This window comes from Staphylococcus sp. GDY8P85P (assembly GCF_017892405.1).
Classification (GTDB): Bacteria; Bacillota; Bacilli; order Staphylococcales; family Staphylococcaceae; genus Staphylococcus; species Staphylococcus borealis.
In genome coordinates this window covers 1-18,574 of the sequence record NZ_JAESLA010000005.1, presented here as the reverse complement: position 1 = coordinate 18,574, position 18,574 = coordinate 1, and the positions used below count along the sequence as shown (strand labels likewise).

17 protein-coding genes are annotated in these 18,574 nt (G+C 35.3%); 15 read left to right on the top strand and 2 right to left on the bottom strand.

Annotated features, from left to right (window positions below; translation table 11 throughout):
- Position 1 precedes the first annotated feature (1 nt).
- The 7 genes from KA828_RS01170 to KA828_RS01140 all read left to right on the top strand — a co-directional run bounded on the left by KA828_RS01170 (position 2) and on the right by KA828_RS01140 (position 7,940).
- Positions 2–1,276: a dihydroorotase gene (locus KA828_RS01170; RefSeq protein WP_196334688.1), complete on the top strand. Its 1,275-nt coding sequence runs from the start codon at positions 2–4 to the stop codon at positions 1,274–1,276.
- A complete protein-coding gene (locus KA828_RS01165) occupies positions 1,277–2,377 on the top strand; it encodes a carbamoyl phosphate synthase small subunit (RefSeq protein WP_210125244.1) in 1,101 nt (366 codons plus the stop codon).
- Positions 2,370–5,543: a carbamoyl-phosphate synthase large subunit gene (carB, locus tag KA828_RS01160; RefSeq protein ID WP_210125243.1), complete on the top strand. Its 3,174-nt coding sequence runs from the start codon at positions 2,370–2,372 to the stop codon at positions 5,541–5,543. The genes KA828_RS01165 and carB overlap by 8 nt, the downstream gene beginning before the upstream one ends.
- A gap of 94 nt (positions 5,544–5,637) precedes the next feature.
- Positions 5,638–6,330, top strand: coding sequence for an orotidine-5'-phosphate decarboxylase (pyrF, locus tag KA828_RS01155; protein ID WP_210125242.1), 693 nt, complete (start codon positions 5,638–5,640; stop codon positions 6,328–6,330).
- Between the two features lies 1 nt (position 6,331).
- Entirely contained in the window at positions 6,332–6,940 is a 609-nt protein-coding gene (gene pyrE, locus KA828_RS01150; protein ID WP_070855472.1) for an orotate phosphoribosyltransferase, read from the top strand.
- A 30-nt stretch (positions 6,941–6,970) separates the two neighbouring features.
- Entirely contained in the window at positions 6,971–7,198 is a 228-nt protein-coding gene (locus tag KA828_RS01145) for a hypothetical protein (RefSeq protein ID WP_070855474.1), read from the top strand.
- A 337-nt stretch (positions 7,199–7,535) separates the two neighbouring features.
- Positions 7,536–7,940: a VOC family protein gene (locus KA828_RS01140; protein WP_053029212.1), complete on the top strand. Its 405-nt coding sequence runs from the start codon at positions 7,536–7,538 to the stop codon at positions 7,938–7,940.
- A 92-nt stretch (positions 7,941–8,032) separates the two neighbouring features.
- On the opposite strand, the gene KA828_RS01135 is transcribed toward KA828_RS01140, so the two are convergent.
- Complete coding sequence (locus tag KA828_RS01135; RefSeq protein ID WP_210125241.1) at positions 8,033–9,730, bottom strand: Rqc2 family fibronectin-binding protein; 1,698 nt, start codon at positions 9,728–9,730, stop codon at positions 8,033–8,035.
- A gap of 158 nt (positions 9,731–9,888) precedes the next feature.
- Between KA828_RS01135 and gmk the strand changes: the two genes are divergently transcribed.
- The 4 genes from gmk to priA all read left to right on the top strand — a co-directional run bounded on the left by gmk (position 9,889) and on the right by priA (position 14,492).
- Positions 9,889–10,557, top strand: coding sequence for a guanylate kinase (gmk, locus tag KA828_RS01130; protein ID WP_210125240.1), 669 nt, complete (start codon positions 9,889–9,891; stop codon positions 10,555–10,557).
- Entirely contained in the window at positions 10,511–10,723 is a 213-nt protein-coding gene (gene rpoZ / locus KA828_RS01125) for a DNA-directed RNA polymerase subunit omega (RefSeq protein ID WP_011275989.1), read from the top strand. The genes gmk and rpoZ overlap by 47 nt, the downstream gene beginning before the upstream one ends.
- Positions 10,724–10,884: 161 nt before the next feature.
- The gene (gene coaBC, locus KA828_RS01120; RefSeq protein WP_210125239.1) at positions 10,885–12,084 is read left to right on the top strand and encodes a bifunctional phosphopantothenoylcysteine decarboxylase/phosphopantothenate--cysteine ligase CoaBC; all 1,200 of its coding nucleotides are present in this window, start codon (positions 10,885–10,887) and stop codon (positions 12,082–12,084) included.
- Complete coding sequence (priA, locus tag KA828_RS01115; protein ID WP_210125238.1) at positions 12,084–14,492, top strand: primosomal protein N'; 2,409 nt, start codon at positions 12,084–12,086, stop codon at positions 14,490–14,492. The genes coaBC and priA overlap by 1 nt, the downstream gene beginning before the upstream one ends.
- Positions 14,493–14,565: 73 nt before the next feature.
- Here priA and KA828_RS01110 read toward each other — a convergent pair whose 3' ends face one another.
- Positions 14,566–14,769, bottom strand: coding sequence for a TM2 domain-containing protein (locus KA828_RS01110; protein ID WP_053029220.1), 204 nt, complete (start codon positions 14,767–14,769; stop codon positions 14,566–14,568).
- 177 nt (positions 14,770–14,946) lie between these two features.
- Between KA828_RS01110 and KA828_RS01105 the strand changes: the two genes are divergently transcribed.
- The 4 genes from KA828_RS01105 to rlmN all read left to right on the top strand — a co-directional run.
- Positions 14,947–15,435, top strand: coding sequence for a peptide deformylase (locus KA828_RS01105; protein ID WP_075108633.1), 489 nt, complete (start codon positions 14,947–14,949; stop codon positions 15,433–15,435).
- Positions 15,428–16,360, top strand: a complete 933-nt coding sequence (gene fmt, locus KA828_RS01100; RefSeq protein WP_210125265.1) for a methionyl-tRNA formyltransferase — start codon at positions 15,428–15,430, stop codon at positions 16,358–16,360. Before KA828_RS01105 ends, fmt begins: the two co-directional genes overlap by 8 nt.
- Complete coding sequence (gene rsmB / locus KA828_RS01095) at positions 16,357–17,664, top strand: 16S rRNA (cytosine(967)-C(5))-methyltransferase RsmB (protein ID WP_210125237.1); 1,308 nt, start codon at positions 16,357–16,359, stop codon at positions 17,662–17,664. The genes fmt and rsmB overlap by 4 nt, the downstream gene beginning before the upstream one ends.
- Position 17,665: 1 nt before the next feature.
- Positions 17,666–18,574: dual-specificity RNA methyltransferase RlmN (gene rlmN / locus KA828_RS01090; RefSeq protein WP_210125236.1), on the top strand; the 909-nt coding region annotated here is incomplete at its 3' end.

Below are 18,574 nucleotides of genomic sequence, written 5' to 3'. Positions count from 1 at the left end.
GTTGAAATTAATCAAAAATGCTCAAATTTTAGATAACGGTGAACTTAAGCAAACATCTATTTTAATTGACGGTCAACATATTAAAGAAATAAGCAATAATATTGAAGTTGATGAAAGTGTTGAAGTAATTGATGCACAAGGACATTTTGTAGCACCTGGTTTAATTGATGTTCACGTTCATTTACGTGAACCAGGTGGAGAACATAAAGAAACGATTGAAACAGGTACGAAAGCTGCAGCTCGTGGTGGGTTTACAACTGTATGTCCAATGCCAAATACACGTCCAGTACCGGACACTGTGGAACATATGGAGCGTTTACAACAATTAATTCAAGATAACGCACAAGTACGTGTATTACCATATGCATCTATAACCGTACGCCAAGCTGGAAAAGAACATGTTGATTTTGAAGCACTAGCTAAGCAAGGTGCTTTTGCGTTCACAGATGATGGCGTAGGTGTACAAGAATCAGCAATGATGTATGAAGCAATGCAACAAGCAGCTAAAGTTAATAAAGCCGTGGTAGCACACTGCGAAGATAATAGTTTAATTTATGGTGGTGCAATGCACCAAGGTAAACGAAGCGAAGCGTTAGGTATACCTGGCATTCCGAATATTTGTGAAGCGGTACAAATCGCGAGAGATGTGCTACTAGCTGAAGCAGCAAATTGTCATTATCATGTATGTCATGTTTCAACGAAAGAAAGTGTTAGAGCAATTCGTGATGCTAAAGCAGCAGGTATTCATGTGACAGCTGAAGTTACACCACATCACTTATTACTAACTGAAGATGATGTACCAGGTGATAATGCAATTTATAAAATGAATCCACCTTTAAGAAGTAAAGAAGATAGAGAGGCCTTATTAGAGGGGTTATTAGATGGAACGATAGATTGTATTGCAACTGACCATGCACCACATGCGAAAGAAGAAAAAGCACAACCGATGACTAAAGCGCCTTTCGGTATTGTAGGAAGTGAAACTGCATTCCCATTACTATATACGCATTTTGTAAAAAATGGAGATTGGTCATTGCAACAATTAGTGGATTACTTAACTGTTAAACCAGCGCAAGTATTTGATTTACCATATGGCAAATTGGAAGAAGGACACTTTGCTGATTTAACAATGATTAATCTGGAAGAAGAACGCGAAATCAAAGCTGAAGATTTCTTATCTAAAGCAGATAATACACCATTTATTGGTTACAAAGTTTATGGTAACCCAATTTTAACTATGGTAGAAGGCGAAGTTAAATATAAGGAGGATAAATAAATGCTTGAGCGACGCTATCTTGTATTAGAAGATGGGACTTATTATGAAGGATATCAATTGGGATCAAACGACTTATCAGTTGGAGAAATCGTATTCAACACAGCGATGACAGGATACCAAGAAACAATCTCAGACCCTTCATATACTGGTCAAATCATTACATTCACATACCCATTAATTGGTAATTACGGTATTAACCGAGATGACTTTGAAGCACTAACACCAACATTAAATGGTGTAGTAGTGAAAGAAGCAAGCACTCATCCAAGTAACTTTAGAAATCAAAAAACGTTACACGATGTGCTTGTGCAATACAAGATACCTGGTATCTCAGGCGTAGATACACGTAGTATTACTCGTAAGATTAGACAGCATGGTGTACTCAAGGCAGGGTTCACTGATAATCGAGAGGACATTGACACACTAATCAGTACATTACAAGATACAACGTTACCTCGAAATGAAGTGGAAACAGTATCTACTAAAACACCATACGTCTCTACAGGATCTGATTTGAGTGTCGTCTTGTTAGACTTTGGTAAAAAGCAAAACATTGTAAGAGAATTAAATTTGCGTGGGTGCAATGTAACAGTAGTACCTTATGACACATCGGCTGAAGAGATATTAGCTATGTCACCTGATGGCGTGATGTTATCTAATGGCCCTGGTGACCCAGATGTGGTAGAAGTTGCATTGGATATGATTAACGGTATTTTAGGCAAAATTCCATTCTTCGGTATATGCCTAGGACATCAATTATTCGCGCTATCTCAAGGTGCGACGTCATTTAAAATGAAGTTCGGTCATCGTGGTGCAAATCACCCTGTAAAAGATTTACGAACTGGAAAAGTAGATATCACAAGTCAAAACCATGGTTACGCTATTGATAAAGCGTCATTGGCACATACTGACTTAGAAGTGACACATATTGCGTTAAATGATGGTACGGTTGAAGGATTAAGACATAAGACATTACCAGCATTTTCGGTGCAATATCATCCTGAAGCACGACCAGGCCCAAGCGATTCAAATTATTTATTCGATGAATTTATGGCTATGATGAAAGAATTTAAAGAAAAGGAGCAAACAGCAAATGCCTAAACGTGACGATATACAAACGATTCTAGTTATTGGATCAGGTCCAATTATCATTGGACAAGCTGCAGAATTTGATTACGCAGGTACTCAAGCGTGCCTTGCTTTAAAAGAAGAAGGCTACCGTGTCATATTAGTCAACTCTAACCCAGCAACGATTATGACAGATAAAGAAATTGCAGATAAAGTTTATATCGAACCGTTAACACATGACTTTATTGCACGTATTATTCGTAAAGAACAGCCTGATGCACTGTTACCAACATTAGGTGGTCAAACAGGTTTGAATATGGCAATTCAATTACATGATAGTGGTGTACTTGAAGCAAATAATGTGAAATTACTAGGTACGGAATTAAAGTCAATTCAACAAGCAGAAGATAGAGAATTATTTAGATCATTAATGAATGATTTAAATGTACCTGTCCCTGAAAGTGATATTGTAAATACTGTTGAACAAGCATTTGCGTTTAAAGACGAAGTAGGCTATCCACTCATTGTTCGTCCTGCCTTTACAATGGGAGGTACTGGTGGTGGTATTTGCTACAATGATGATGAATTAAAAGAAGTAGTGAGCAATGGACTACATTACAGTCCAGCGACACAATGTTTAATTGAAAAATCTATCGCGGGCTACAAAGAAATTGAATATGAAGTAATGCGAGATAAAAATGACAATGCAATTGTTGTTTGTAATATGGAAAATATCGACCCAGTGGGTATTCATACTGGAGACTCTATCGTAGTAGCGCCGAGTCAAACGTTATCAGATGTTGAATATCAAATGTTGCGTGATGTATCTTTAAAAGTAATTAGAGCATTAGGTATTGAAGGTGGATGTAACGTCCAACTTGCATTAGACCCACACTCATTCAATTACTATATTATAGAGGTAAATCCACGTGTATCACGATCATCAGCGCTTGCATCTAAAGCAACTGGATACCCAATTGCAAAATTAGCGGCAAAAATAGCAGTAGGATTAACATTAGATGAGATGCTTAACCCTGTCACAGGGACATCATATGCTGCCTTTGAACCAACATTAGATTACGTTATTTCAAAGATACCAAGATTCCCATTTGATAAATTTGAAAAAGGCGAACGTGAATTAGGTACTCAAATGAAAGCTACTGGTGAAGTAATGGCTATCGGACGTACATATGAAGAATCGTTATTGAAAGCAATACGTTCACTTGAATATGGTGTACACCATTTAGGCTTACCAAATGGAGAAAGTTTTGATTTAGATTATATTAAGGAACGCATCAGTCATCAAGATGATGAAAGACTCTTCTTTATAGGTGAAGCAATTAGACGTGGTACGACGCTTGAAGAAATACATAATATGACGCAAATTGATTATTTCTTCTTAAATAAATTCCAAAATATTATTAATATCGAACATGAGTTGAAAGCACACCCTGGAGATTTAGACTACCTTAAATATGCTAAAGACTATGGCTTTAGTGACAGAGTGATTGCACATCGATTCGGTATGACTGAAGCAGAAGTTTATCAATTGCGCCAAGAAAACGGCATTAAACCTGTATACAAAATGGTTGACACTTGTGCTGCGGAATTTGAGTCAACAACACCCTATTACTATGGCACCTATGAGACTGAAAATGAATCCATCGTGACAGATAAAGAAAAAATCTTGGTACTTGGATCAGGTCCAATTCGAATTGGGCAAGGGGTGGAATTTGACTATGCTACTGTACATGCAGTATGGGCAATTCAAAATGCCGGATACGAAGCAATTATCGTGAATAATAATCCTGAAACAGTATCGACTGACTTTTCAATATCAGATAAATTATACTTCGAACCATTAACTGAAGAAGATGTAATGAATATCATCAATTTAGAACAACCTAAAGGCGTAGTCGTGCAATTTGGTGGTCAAACGGCAATTAACTTAGCGGATAAATTAGCTAAACATGGGGTTCAAATATTAGGAACGTCTTTAGTAGATTTAAATCGTGCCGAAGATAGAAAAGAGTTCGAAGCCTTACTGCATACCATTAATGTACCTCAACCTAAAGGTAAAACTGCGACTTCTCCAAAAGAAGCACTTGAAAATGCCCGTGAAATTGGCTACCCGGTTGTGGTGAGACCATCATATGTACTCGGTGGTCGTGCTATGGAAATAGTGAATAGCGACGTTGAATTAGAAAACTACATGGAACAAGCTGTTAAAGCGAGCCCAGAACATCCAGTATTGGTAGATAGATATTTAACTGGTAAGGAGATAGAGGTTGATGCGATATCAGACGGTGAAACAGTCATCATTCCTGGTATCATGGAACACATCGAACGTGCAGGTGTTCATAGTGGTGACTCAATTGCTGTTTATCCGCCCCAAACTTTAAGCCAGGAAGATATTAATACGTTAGAAGACTACACAATTAAATTAGCTAAAGGGCTTAATATTGTAGGCTTGATTAATATCCAATTTGTGATCGCACATGATGGTGTTTACGTACTAGAAGTAAACCCTCGTGCAAGTCGAACGGTACCATTCTTAAGTAAAATCACAGATATTCAAATGGCACAACTTGCGATGCAAGCTATAATGGGAACACAGCTTAAAGCGTTAGGCTATAAGCAAGGCATCCAACCATATTCAGAAGGTGTCTATGTGAAAGCACCTGTCTTCAGTTTTAATAAATTGAAAAATGTCGATGTGACTTTAGGACCAGAAATGAAATCTACCGGTGAAGTGATGGGTAAAGATCTAACTTTAGAAAAAGCACTTTATAAAGGATTAACGGGTAGTGGTGTAGAAGTTAAAGATCATGGTACTGTACTTATGACAGTAAGTGATAAAGATAAAGAGGAAATTGTAAAAATTGCTCACCGTTTAAATGAGGTAGGATATAAGATTTTAGCTACTCAAGGAACGGCACAAAAATTAGAAGAACATCATATTCCAGTTGAAGTTGTAGGTAAAATTGGTGGCGATGATGATTTATTAACACGTATCCAAAATGGTGAAGTACAAATTGTCATTAATACCATGACTAAGGGTAAAGAAGTAGAAAGAGACGGTTTCCAAATTCGTCGTACAACAGTAGAAAATGGTGTGCCATGTTTAACATCATTAGATACTGCGAATGCTTTAACAAATGTGATTGAAAGTATGACATTTTCAATGAGAACGATGTAATATGACAATTCAAGAACGACAAGGTTGTATGTAGTCAGGATTTCCTTAGTCAGACGACTGCGACCGCGTCGTTCATTTTCAAAGGAGTTATAATATGAAAGGTTTACCTATCATAGCATTAGATTTCGAATCCGCAGAAAAAGTGAATACATTTTTAGATCAATTTGATGAACCACTTTTCGTGAAAATCGGAATGGAACTCTTCTATCAAGCAGGGCCAGAGTTCATTAAATCTATTAAATCACGTGGTCATGATATTTTCTTAGATTTGAAGCTACATGATATTCCAAACACAGTTGAAAAAGCAATGGAAGGCTTAGGAAAGTTAGATATCGATTTAGTTAATGTGCATGCAGCTGGTGGTACAGCCATGATGAAAGCTGCAGTAAGGGGATTGCACAAATTTAGTAATGATACAAAGATTATTGCTGTTACACAATTAACATCTACAACTGAAGAAATGTTGCGTAATGAGCAAAACATTCAAACAACAATCGAAGAAGCCGTATTAAACTATGCGACATTAACGCAACAAGCAGGTTTAGATGGTGTTGTATGCTCTCCATTAGAAGCAGAATTATTAACAAATGAATTAGGTTCAGACTTTTTAAAAGTAACACCTGGAATTAGACCACAAGGGGCAGCTGTAGATGATCAAAAGCGAATCACTACACCTGAAGACGCTAAACAATTAGGGGCAACACATATTGTAGTTGGACGACCAATCACGCAAAGTGAGAATCCTGTAGAAAGTTATCACACTATTAAAGAAAGTTGGTTAAGTTAATATGGCAAAAGAAATAGCAAAATCTTTATTAGATATCGAAGCAGTAACATTATCTCCAAACGACCTATATACATGGAGTTCAGGAATTAAATCTCCGATATACTGTGATAATCGTGTAACATTAGGCTATCCAGAAGTACGAAGTGCCATCCGTGATGGATTGAGCCAGTTGATTATTGAACAATTCGGTGATGTAGATATTATATCTGGTACAGCAACAGCAGGTATTCCGCATGCAGCGTATATCTCTGAGAAATTAAATTTACCAATGAATTATGTTCGTTCGAAAAGCAAAAGCCATGGAAAACAAAACCAAATTGAAGGCGCTTTAAGCAAAGGCAAGAACGTCGTCGTTGTCGAAGATTTAATCTCAACAGGTGGATCTTCAATTACTGCAGTTGAAGCATTAAAAGAAGCGGGGGCCAATGTCGTAGGTGTAGTAGCCATTTTCACTTATGGCTTAAAGAAAGCAGATGACATGTTTAATGATATCAATGTCCCTTACTACACATTAAGTAACTATAATGAGTTAATTGAAGTTGCACGTGAAGAAGGTAAAATTTCTGAGCATGATATACAAACTTTAGTTGAATGGAGAGACAACTTGTAATATGCTATGTCAAAAGGGGGATTGATTAATATGACGGATAGTGAAGCGAATCGCTTCTATAATAATATGAAGCACGTTAATGAATTCTTATATAGAGATGAAGACTTCAAATCCCCAGACAACGCAATGTCGATTGATAATAGCATTAAAGAAATAAGTAAAAATCAATCTAAAGTAAACATGGACTCATTTGTACATACAAGTGACCTCTTTAAAAAGGCTAAGCAATCGCTTAGACAAAAGGGTAAAATCGATTAAAAAAACGTGGTATAGGCGCGCACAATCATCTAAAGTATTAGATGAAATGTTCTCATATCTATACCACGTTTTATATGTTTAGAAATATAATACATAACGCTTAGCGAATAAAAATTTTAATAAGCACCCATCCGATAAGTAAAACAATAAGCATACATAAAATAGGTATAACAAGATGCATCATAATTGAAAGCCTCCAATTGAACTTTATTCTAATTTTAACTTGAAAATAGAATAAGTCAAAAATTTAGATTAACGAAATTATATATTTAAATTTTTTCAAAATGATATAGATTAGTTTAAAATAAGTATTAAAGATAAAGAGAGGGGAATCAATGTGGAAATACCTAAAATAACAACATTTCTAATGTTTAATAATCAAGCAGAAGAAGCAATTAATTTATATACGAGTCTGTTCGATAATAGTGAAATTTTAACTATGGTTAAATATGGAGAGGATGGACCGGGTGTGCCAGGCACAGTACAACATTCTATATTTACGCTAAACGGGCAAGTATTTATGGCAATTGATGCGGATAATGGTGAGAATTTGCCCATGAATCCGTCAATTTCTTTATATATTACGGTTGATAACGCGATGGAAATGGAACGACTATTCAGTGGTTTGAAGAAAGAAGGCGCAATATTAATGCCTAAAACTGCGATGCCACCATTCCGTGAATTTGCATGGGTACAAGATAAATTTGGGGTTAGTTTTCAACTCGCATTACCTGAAAAATAAAACATGGGATTAGAACTGAATGTAGTTGTGCGTTCGGTTCTAATCCCTTTTTTAAATATCATTTCATCATTTTAGTGACTGTGTGATGCAGCTTATTTAACTTTCATGCTTTGAATTTTGTCATAATCTGGCGTTGCAAATAATGTTTTTTGATTATCATACGTTACAAATCCTGGTTTAGCACCAGAAGGTTTGTGAACATTTCTAATTTCTGTATAGTCTACAGGAATTTGTCCAGAATTTCCGGCTTTTGAGAAATAACCAGCTAACATAGCAGCTTCTTTAATCGTTTGTTCACTTGGTGCATCATTAAGAATAACGACATGAGAACCTGGAATATCTTTTGTATGGAACCAAATATGTGACTTTTGAGCTTTACGATTTGTTAAATAATCATTTTGTTTATTATTTTTGCCTACCAGTATCGTATCCCCATCTGTAGAAAGATAGGTTTGAAGTTGGATTTTATCATTCTTTTTCTTTTTAACGTTTTTACGTTGTTTCATAAATCCTTGTTCTGCGAGTTCATCACGAATATCATCTATCTCATCAACCGTAATATGGTCGAGTTGTTGTTCGATATTTGCAAAGTAATCGATGTTCTCGCGCGTTAATTGAATTTGATGATCTAATTCGCGTTCACGTGTTTTCATTCGATTATATTGCTTGTAATAATATTGTGCATTAACTGACGGTGATTTAGTAGGGTTTAATGGAATCGTAATGTCTTCATTTGTATAGTAATTGAGAACAGTTACAGCATCATCGCCTTGCTTAATGCGGTAAATATTAGCAGTAATGAGTTCACCGTATAGTTGCTGTTTATCTTTATCTTTAGCACTTTCATACTCCGCAATCAATTTGCTCAATTTATGTTGATATTTTTGAGATTGCTGTTGAACAAAGCGTACTAAATCATTTGCGCGTTGTTTGACACGTTCGCGTTCTCCGCGGGCATCATAATACCGATCTAACAATTCATGTAAAGATGCATATTCAACCATATCATCATGAAATTGTTCTAATTTCATGAAGTAAAAATCTTCTTTACCAGTTTCATGATTTTTATGGAAAACAGGTACAGGTGTTTGTAACGTTTGAGCGATAACCTCATCATAAGCTTTAGGTAGAGTGTCTGTTGTCATAAATTGATATCGATTGACAATTTCATTAGTAATCAGTGGACTAAAGCCTTCAAACGTGTTCAATAACTGCTTTGCAAGTTTACCACTATTAAAATCTACATATTTTAAAGCTTCATCCCCAGAAACGTCAAATGGATTTAATTTATTTTGTGTTGGTGGTGCTTCATATTTAAAACCCGGCATAACCGTACGATACTGATTTGTATTCGGGGTTAAATGTTTAAATCCTTCAATAATTTTATAATTTTCATCGACAAGTAATAAATTGCTATGTTTACCCATAATTTCTAAAATAACGGTGCGATAAATGGTATCCCCAATTTCATCTTTACTTTCAACATCGATTTCAATACGGCGGTCATTACCGATTTGACGTACTGATTTAATAATGCCACCTTCTAAATGTTTTCTAAATACGCGTGCGAACATTGGTGGTTCAAATGGGTTATCATACTTCTTCGTTGTGATATGCATTCTTGAGAAACTAGGGTGTATGGATAGTAATAGTTGATGATTTTTGCGATTTTGGCGTACAACCATAAGAATCGTATCATTTTCTGGTTGATTAATCTTATGAATTCGACCAGATACTATAAACTGTAGTGATTCAACTATTTTTTTAGTGAATAAGCCATCATATGCCATAAATAATTTCCACCTTCAATTTAATCATTCAGTATATTGTAACATGGTAAAAAGATAGCGTCATGATTTAAGTTTATGTTACATACTCTATACAATTTTCACTACAATATGATATTATATTTAAATAATAGAAGAATAGCTTAGAGAGGTCGTAAGGCATGGATAATGAAAAAGGATTACTAATTGTTCTTTCAGGTCCTTCAGGAGTAGGTAAAGGAACTGTACGCAAAGAGATATTTGATGATCCAACTACATCATATAAGTACTCTATTTCAATGACGACACGTAATATGCGTGAAGGCGAAGTTGATGGTGTAGATTACTTTTTTAAGACGAAAGAAGAATTTGAAGCTTTAATTCAGGAAGATCAATTTATTGAATATGCTGAATACGTTGGGAATTACTATGGTACGCCTGTTCAATATGTTAAAGATACTATGGCTGCTGGACATGATGTATTTTTAGAAATTGAAGTAGAAGGTGCTAAACAAGTAAGAAAGAAATTTCCAGATGCATTATTTATCTTCCTTGCACCACCTAGCTTAGACCATTTGAAAGAACGATTAGTTGGACGTGGCACTGAGTCAGATGAGAAGATTCAAAGCAGAGTAAATGAAGCACGTAAAGAAGTAGAGATGATGAATCTTTATGATTACGTTGTAGTCAACGATGAAGTCCATTTAGCGAAAGATCGTATTCAATCAATTGTTGAAGCAGAACACTTAAAACGCGAACGTGTTGAAGCTATATATAGAAAAATGTTATTGGAGGCCAAAAATAATGTTAAACCCACCATTAAACCAGTTACAATCAAAAATCAATTCTAAGTATTTAATTGCTACGACTGCAGCTAAGCGTGCACGTGAATTAGATGAAAGACCTGAAACAGCTTTATTAAGTGGATATCATTCAGCTAAACCAGTTGGTGAAGCATTAGAAGAAATTGCTAGCGGTAAAATTACACCAGTCGTTTCTGACGAATTCACTATGTAAAACCAAATGAAATTAATTTATCCATATGCACATCTTATTGATTTGAGTATTACGCTTCTTCAATAAGATGTGTCTTTTTAATTACACCTTTAATTTGTGTATAATAAATTTAATATAAATTATGATTAATAATCGATATAGTAAAAGGGAGAAATACGATTATGAAACACATTTTGCTAGCTGTTACGGGTGGTATTGCAGCATATAAAGCTATAGATTTAACGAGTAAATTAACACAAGCTGGTTACGATGTACGCGTAATGTTATCTGAACATGCGCAAGAATTTGTTACACCACTTGCTTTTCAAGCAATTAGTAGAAACCCAGTCTATACCAATACATTTAAAGAAGAGAACCCACAAGAAATTCAACATGTCGCATTGGGTGATTGGGCAGATGCGATTATCATTGCGCCTGCAACTGCAAATGTGATTGCGAAATTGAGTGTGGGTATTGCAGATGATATGCTGACATCTACGTTGTTAGCAACTGAGACACCTACCTTTATTGCTCCGGCAATGAATGTACATATGTATGAGAATAAGCGTACACAGCACAATATTAACGTATTAGCACAAGATGGCTATCGTTTTATTGAACCTGGGGATGGTTATTTAGCGTGTGGTTATGTAGCAAAAGGAAGAATGGAAGAACCATTACAAATTGTTAAAGTTATCAACGACTTTTTCCATTCGCAAAAGGTAAAGGCACATAGTTCATTTAAAGGTAAACATGCATTAGTCACAGCTGGGCCAACTGTAGAAGTGATTGATCCTGTTCGTTACGTATCCAATCGTTCTTCAGGGAAAATGGGTTACGCGCTAGCTGAAGCGCTACAAAAAAGAGGCGCACACGTTACGTTAGTGACAGGGCCAACGCAATTAGTAGATCCTATTGGTGTAAACGTTGTGCATATTGAAAGTGCGGAAGACATGTTTGAGGCAGTAACGACACGTTTTGATCAGCAAGACATTGTATTTAAAGCGGCAGCTGTCTCTGATTATACCCCGATGGAAGTATTAGATCATAAAATGAAGAAACAAGATGGCGACTTAGCCGTTACCTTTAAACGAACTAAAGATATTCTAAAATATTTAGGTGAACATAAAGCACATCAATATTTAGTAGGTTTCGCTGCTGAAACGCAAAATATCGAAGCCTATGCGCAAGATAAATTAAAACGAAAAAATGCTGATGTGATTATTTCGAATAATGTAGGTGACAAAACGATTGGTTTTAAATCAGATGATAATGAATTAACCATGCATTTTAAAACTAATGAAATGATTAATATTAAGAGAGGCAAAAAGGTTCAATTAGCTGAACAAATTTTAGATGAATTAGAAACTAGGTGGCAATAATGATTGCGAAGGTAATCGTAGATATTCCTTCTAAGAGTGTGGACTTTAAATTTGATTATTTGATACCAGAGCATTTAGAGGCTTTTATTCAGGTAGGGGTTAGGGTGGTTGTTCCATTCGGTCCACGTACAATTCAAGGATATGTCATGGCTATTGAAAATGAACCAAGTGATGATATTAATATTGAGAAATTAAAAGTAATCAAAGAAATTCAAGATATGAAACCTGAATTAACCTCTGAATTGATTCAATTGAGTGAATGGATTAGCCACTATCATGTATCCAAGCGCATTTCAGTACTTGAAGTAATGTTGCCCAGTGCAATTAAAGCAAAGTATACGAAAGTCTTTGAAGTTGTGAAATATAATGATATCGATGACCAATTGCTTGAATACTTTGATGCTACGGGTCAATATAAATATAAAGAAGCGCAAAAGAATAATCATCTACCTGTTTTAAACAAATTGTTAAAAATGGGCGCAGTGAAAGAAGTTACAATATTATCTCAAAATGTAAAAAAGAAAACACAGAGAGCGGTACGTATCGTAGAAGGTTATCATCCAGATGAGGTCTTAGCTAAACTTGAGAAGAAAATAAAGCAGTATGACGTGTATGCCTATCTATTAGATGAACAACATAATACAGTATTTCTAAAAGATATGGAAGAGATGGGATTCTCGAAATCAAGTATAGATGGGTTAGTTAAGAAGGGTTATATTGAGAAATATGATGCCGAAGTAGAACGTGATCCGTTTGCACATCGTATATTTGAACGTGAAGAGAAGCGGGAACTTACTTCAGAACAGCGTGTTGCTTTTCAACGGATTAAAGACAAAATCGATAATAAAGCGCAACGTACATTCTTATTACATGGTGTGACAGGTTCAGGTAAAACAGAAGTTTACTTACAGACAATCGAAGAAGTGCTCAATGAAGGTAAAGAAGCAATGATGTTAGTGCCTGAAATTGCTTTAACTCCACAAATGGTCTTACGATTTAAACGCCGATTTGGTGATGATGTAGCGGTGCTACACTCTGGTCTATCTAATGGAGAACGTTACGATGAATGGCAAAAGATTAGAGATGGTAGAGCACGTGTTAGTGTTGGTGCACGATCAAGTATCTTCGCACCCTTCAAAAATTTAGGCATAATTATTATTGACGAGGAACATGAATCAACATATAAGCAAGAAGATTATCCACGGTATCATGCTAGAGATATCGCTGAATGGAGAAGTCAATATCATCAATGTCCTTTAGTATTGGGAAGTGCAACACCAAGCCTTGAATCATACGCACGAGCTGAAAAAGGCGTGTATCAGTTACTGTCGTTACCTACTAGAGTGAATCAACAAGCATTACCATCGATAGATATCGTTGATATGCGCGAAGAATTGAGTGCGGGAAATCGTTCAATGTTTTCTAACGAATTAAGAGAAGCAATTGAAGAGCGCTTACGTAAAAATGAACAAATCGTTTTATTTCTTAATCGTCGTGGCTATGCATCATTTATGTTATGCCGAGATTGCGGTTATGTGCCTCAATGTCCACATTGTGATATTTCATTAACGTACCACAAGTCAACAGATCAATTGAAGTGTCATTATTGCGGTTACCATGAAGTACCTCCAAATAAATGTCCTAATTGTGAAAGTTCTCATATTCGCCAAGTAGGCACGGGTACACAACGTGTGGAAGAAATATTACAACAAGAATTTGAAGGTGCACGTATTATACGAATGGATGTAGATACTACTTCTAGAAAAGGCGCGCATGAAAAATTGCTATCCGAATTTGAACAAGGAAAAGGCGATATTTTATTAGGCACACAAATGATTGCAAAAGGGTTAGATTATCCAAATATCACCTTAGTAGGCGTTTTAAATGCTGATACTATGTTGAATCTACCTGATTTTCGTGCGAGTGAGCGGACATATCAACTGTTAACACAAGTGGCTGGAAGAGCAGGGCGACATGAAAAGCCAGGTAGCGTCATTATTCAAACTTACAATCCTGACCATTATGCAATCGAAGATGTTCAAAAAAATGATTATTTAACTTTCTATCATAAAGAAATGGAATATAGAAAAATGGGCAAGTATCCACCTTATTATTTTCTGATCAATTTTACGATTTCACATAAAAATATGAAGAAAGTGATGGAAGCATCCAAACATATACATCAAATCTTACTGCAGCATCTCACAGATCGTGCGTTAGTGTTAGGACCATCACCAGCTGCAATTGCTCGTATTAACAACGAACATCGATTTCAAATCTTAGTGAAATACAAGCGTGAACCGGAATTGTTAAAAGCACTTCAATATTTAGATGATTATTATCATGAGGCCTATCTTAAAGACAAACTTGCATTAAAAATAGATATCAATCCGCAAGTATTAATGTAAACAAAAAGAGTTACGTAGTTATTAGGTTTAAAGACCTAACTTACGTAACTCTTTCTTTTGTAAATATTAGTTTTTACATGACAACATTACCGTTTTCATCTGCTGGTCTAAATAGTGTAAGAATAGCACTAATGATTGCAATGATATGTGGAATACCTGTCCAACAGAATAATAAGTGTAAAAGACCAGACATTGTTTTACCGGCATAGAATTTATGAACACCGAAACCACCTAAAAATATAGCTAAAACAATATAAATAATTTTATTTACTTCCATGTTGGCACCTCCTTTAATTGTGCAAGTGATGATAAGTTAAGTTACTTTTATTTTAATAGACTGAAAAATAAAAGCAATTAATAGTAGCTGGAATGGATAAATTTCAGACTAAGGTCGCAATTCAAAGTGAATTAAGTTATAATTGTATGATGAATTTTTTCAGGAGGAGCAAAATAAATGGCGATACAAAAATTAGTCCAGTCAACGCATCCTGTATTAACGAAACAAGCGGAACGCATAACAACATTTGATGCTTCATTAAAAGATTTGTTATTAGATATAGAAGATACATTATATGCTAATGAGGCATCAGCGCTTTGCGCACCTCAAATTGGTATTAGTAAGCAAGTAGCTATCATTGATATGGAACTTGAAGGATTGCTACAACTAGTCAATCCTATAATTAAAACGGAGTCTAAAGATAAAGTTATAGATCTTGAAGGTTCAGTAAACACACCAGGTATTTACGGGGAAGTCGAACGAAGTAAAATGATAACTGTAGAAGCCAATGATTTAGAAGGTAATACGATAGAATTAACCGCTTATGATGATATAGCGAGAATGATTTTACACATCGTTGACCAATTAAACGGTATATCATTTACTAAGCGTGCACAGCATTTATTAACTGATGAAGAAGTGGAGGCGTATTTTGAAAATGACTAAAGTGATATTTATGGGAACACCTGATTTTTCAACTAAGGTATTGGAAATGTTAATAGAAGAACACGACGTAATCGCAGTCGTAACGCAACCTGATAGACCAGTGGGACGTAAACGTGTATTAACACCACCACCTGTTAAACGAGTGGCTGAAGAACACCATTTACCTGTATATCAACCAGAAAAATTAGCGCAATCTGACGAATTGGCACAACTGTTACAATTAGAACCTGATTTAATTGTCACTGCTGCATTTGGTCAATTATTGCCTGAGACATTACTACAATTACCTAAATTAGGTGCTATCAATGTCCATGCATCACTGTTACCTAAATACCGTGGTGGTGCGCCCATACATCAAGCAATTATTGATGGTGAGGCGCAAACTGGTATATCAATTATGTATATGGTTAAAAAGTTAGATGCTGGCAATATTATTTCACAAAAAGCAATTGATATAGAAAATGATGATAATGTAGGTACGATGCATGATAAGCTTAGTATATTAGGCGCAGATCTATTGAAAGAAACATTACCAGCAATTATCGATGGTACAAATGATAGTACGCCTCAAGATGATACGCAAGCCACATTCGCTTCAAATATTAGTAGAGAAGATGAACGTATTGATTGGACAATGACTGCTGAAGATATTCATAATCATATACGTGGATTATCACCATGGCCTGTTGGCTATACTACGATGGATGATACAAACTTGAAATTGTATGCTGCACATATCGTGCATAATAAAAATGGACAACCAGGGGAAATCGTCGAAACGACTAAAAAAGCGATTATAGTTGCTACAGGCTCTGATGATGCAGTTGCCTTAACTGATATTCAATTAGCTGGTAAAAAACGTATGCTAGCAGCAAATTATTTAAGCGGTGTTCAAGAATCGCTAGTTGGGAAATTATTAAAATGACACAAACAGTAAGAGAATTAGCATTTCAAACAATTCAAGAAATCTTTAATGATTATGCGTACAGTAACCTAAGAATCAATGAGGTACTTTCTACCGGGGACGTGTCTAGTATTGATAAACCTTTGTACACTGAACTCGTGTATGGAACTGTAAAACGGAAAATGACGCTGGATTTTTATCTTAGACCTTTTGTAAAAACGAAAATTAAAAGTTGGGTCAGACAATTATTATGGATGAGTTTGTATCAATATATTTATTTAGATAAAGTGCCTAATCACGCCATTATAAATGAGGCAGTTAATATTGCGAAACGTCGTGGTGGTCCTCATAATGGTAATGTTGTTAACGCTATATTGAGAACGATTTTTAGAAGTGAATGTCCAAGTTTAGCGACCATTAAAAATGAAAAGCAGCGTATGGCGATTGAATATAGTATTCCAAAGTGGATTATAGAGCATTGGATTACGCATTATGGTGTTGAGACCACACGTGAAATAGCAGCTTCATTTATGGAACAAACTGCAAGTACTGTGCGTGTCAACACAAGTAAAAATAAAGTTGAAGATGTCGTTTCAGGGTTACAAGCAGAGGGATATGACGTTGTAGTGGATGAACAGATTCCTTATTGCTTACATTTAAAAGGACGTCCAATAATTGAATCCGACAATTTTAAAAATGGAAATATTTCAATTCAAGATAAGAGTTCAATGTTTGTAGGATATTTAATGGGTGTCGAAGACAATGATGTTATTTTGGATGCATGTAGTGCACCAGGTGGCAAAGCGTGTCATATTGCAGAATTATTAGCATCAAGTGGTCATGTAGATGCGACAGATATTCATAAGCATAAAATTGGTTTAATTAAAGAAAATATTGGAAAATTACAACTTAAGAACATTAAAGCATTTGATCATGATGCAACAAAACCCTATAAAGATGTATATGACAAAATACTTGTTGATGCACCATGTAGTGGTTTAGGCGTATTACGACATAAGCCAGAAATTAAATATGTTCAAACAAAGCAAGATATTCAAGACTTGGTTCAATTACAGTTGCAGATATTAGACAATGTTAAAGAAAACTTGAAACCTGGTGGGACTCTAGTCTATTCAACGTGTACGATTGAACAACTCGAAAATGAAAATGTGATTTATACCTTCTTAAAAAATAATAAAGACTTTGAATTTGAATTAATGACACATCCTGTTAGCGGTGAACAAGTCAAAACAATACAGATTTTACCCCAAGATTTTAATTCAGATGGCTTTTTCATCACAAAAATAAAAAGAAAGGAAAGTTAAGATGATAACTACTGAAAAAAAGAAGAAAAATAAATTCTTGCCTGACTTTGATAAACAGTCGATTTATTCACTTAGATATGATGAAATGCAAGAATGGTTAGTAGACCATGGCCAACAAAAATTTAGAGCTAAGCAAATATTTGAATGGCTATATCAAAAACGTGTAGATAGTATTGATGAAATGACGAATTTATCCAAAGATCTTCGTCAAGTGCTAAAAGATAACTTTGCTATGACCACTTTAACGACTGTTGTAAAACAAGAAAGTAAAGATGGGACAATAAAATTCCTATTTGAATTACAAGATGGTTATACAATTGAAACCGTATTAATGCGCCATGACTATGGTAATTCAGTTTGCGTAACGACTCAGGTTGGATGTCGTATCGGTTGTACGTTCTGTGCTTCTACATTAGGTGGCTTAAAACGTAACTTAGAAGCAGGAGAAATTGTTTCACAAGTTTTAACAGTTCAAAAAGCATTAGATGCGACAGATGAACGTGTATCTCAAATTGTAATTATGGGAATTGGCGAACCATTTGAGAACTATGATGAAATGATGGATTTCTTACGTATCGTTAATGATGACAATAGTTTAAATATCGGTGCACGTCATATAACAGTGTCAACATCAGGTATTATTCCACGTATTTATGATTTTGCTGAAGAAGATATTCAAATTAACTTTGCCGTAAGTTTGCATGCAGCCAAAGATGACATTCGTTCTAAATTAATGCCAATTAACAGAGCTTACCACGTAGATAAATTAATGGAAGCAATTCAATATTATCAAGAAAAAACAAATCGTCGTGTGACATTTGAATATGGATTATTTGGTGGCGTCAATGACCAATTAGAGCATGCACGTGATTTAGCGCATCTGATTAAAGGGTTCTACGCAAACATCGGT

Coding starts and splice junctions, on each gene's coding strand:
- KA828_RS01165 (WP_210125244.1), top strand. CDS start 1,277: ATGCTTGAGCGACGCTATCTTGTATTAGAAGATGGGACTTATTATGAA.
- carB (WP_210125243.1), top strand. CDS start 2,370: ATGCCTAAACGTGACGATATACAAACGATTCTAGTTATTGGATCAGGT.
- pyrF (WP_210125242.1), top strand. CDS start 5,638: ATGAAAGGTTTACCTATCATAGCATTAGATTTCGAATCCGCAGAAAAA.
- pyrE (WP_070855472.1), top strand. CDS start 6,332: ATGGCAAAAGAAATAGCAAAATCTTTATTAGATATCGAAGCAGTAACA.
- KA828_RS01145 (WP_070855474.1), top strand. CDS start 6,971: ATGACGGATAGTGAAGCGAATCGCTTCTATAATAATATGAAGCACGTT.
- KA828_RS01135 (WP_210125241.1), bottom strand. CDS start 9,730: ATGGCATATGATGGCTTATTCACTAAAAAAATAGTTGAATCACTACAG.
- gmk (WP_210125240.1), top strand. CDS start 9,889: ATGGATAATGAAAAAGGATTACTAATTGTTCTTTCAGGTCCTTCAGGA.
- rpoZ (WP_011275989.1), top strand. CDS start 10,511: ATGTTAAACCCACCATTAAACCAGTTACAATCAAAAATCAATTCTAAG.
- coaBC (WP_210125239.1), top strand. CDS start 10,885: ATGAAACACATTTTGCTAGCTGTTACGGGTGGTATTGCAGCATATAAA.
- priA (WP_210125238.1), top strand. CDS start 12,084: ATGATTGCGAAGGTAATCGTAGATATTCCTTCTAAGAGTGTGGACTTT.
- KA828_RS01110 (WP_053029220.1), bottom strand. CDS start 14,769: ATGGAAGTAAATAAAATTATTTATATTGTTTTAGCTATATTTTTAGGT.
- KA828_RS01105 (WP_075108633.1), top strand. CDS start 14,947: ATGGCGATACAAAAATTAGTCCAGTCAACGCATCCTGTATTAACGAAA.
- fmt (WP_210125265.1), top strand. CDS start 15,428: ATGACTAAAGTGATATTTATGGGAACACCTGATTTTTCAACTAAGGTA.
- rsmB (WP_210125237.1), top strand. CDS start 16,357: ATGACACAAACAGTAAGAGAATTAGCATTTCAAACAATTCAAGAAATC.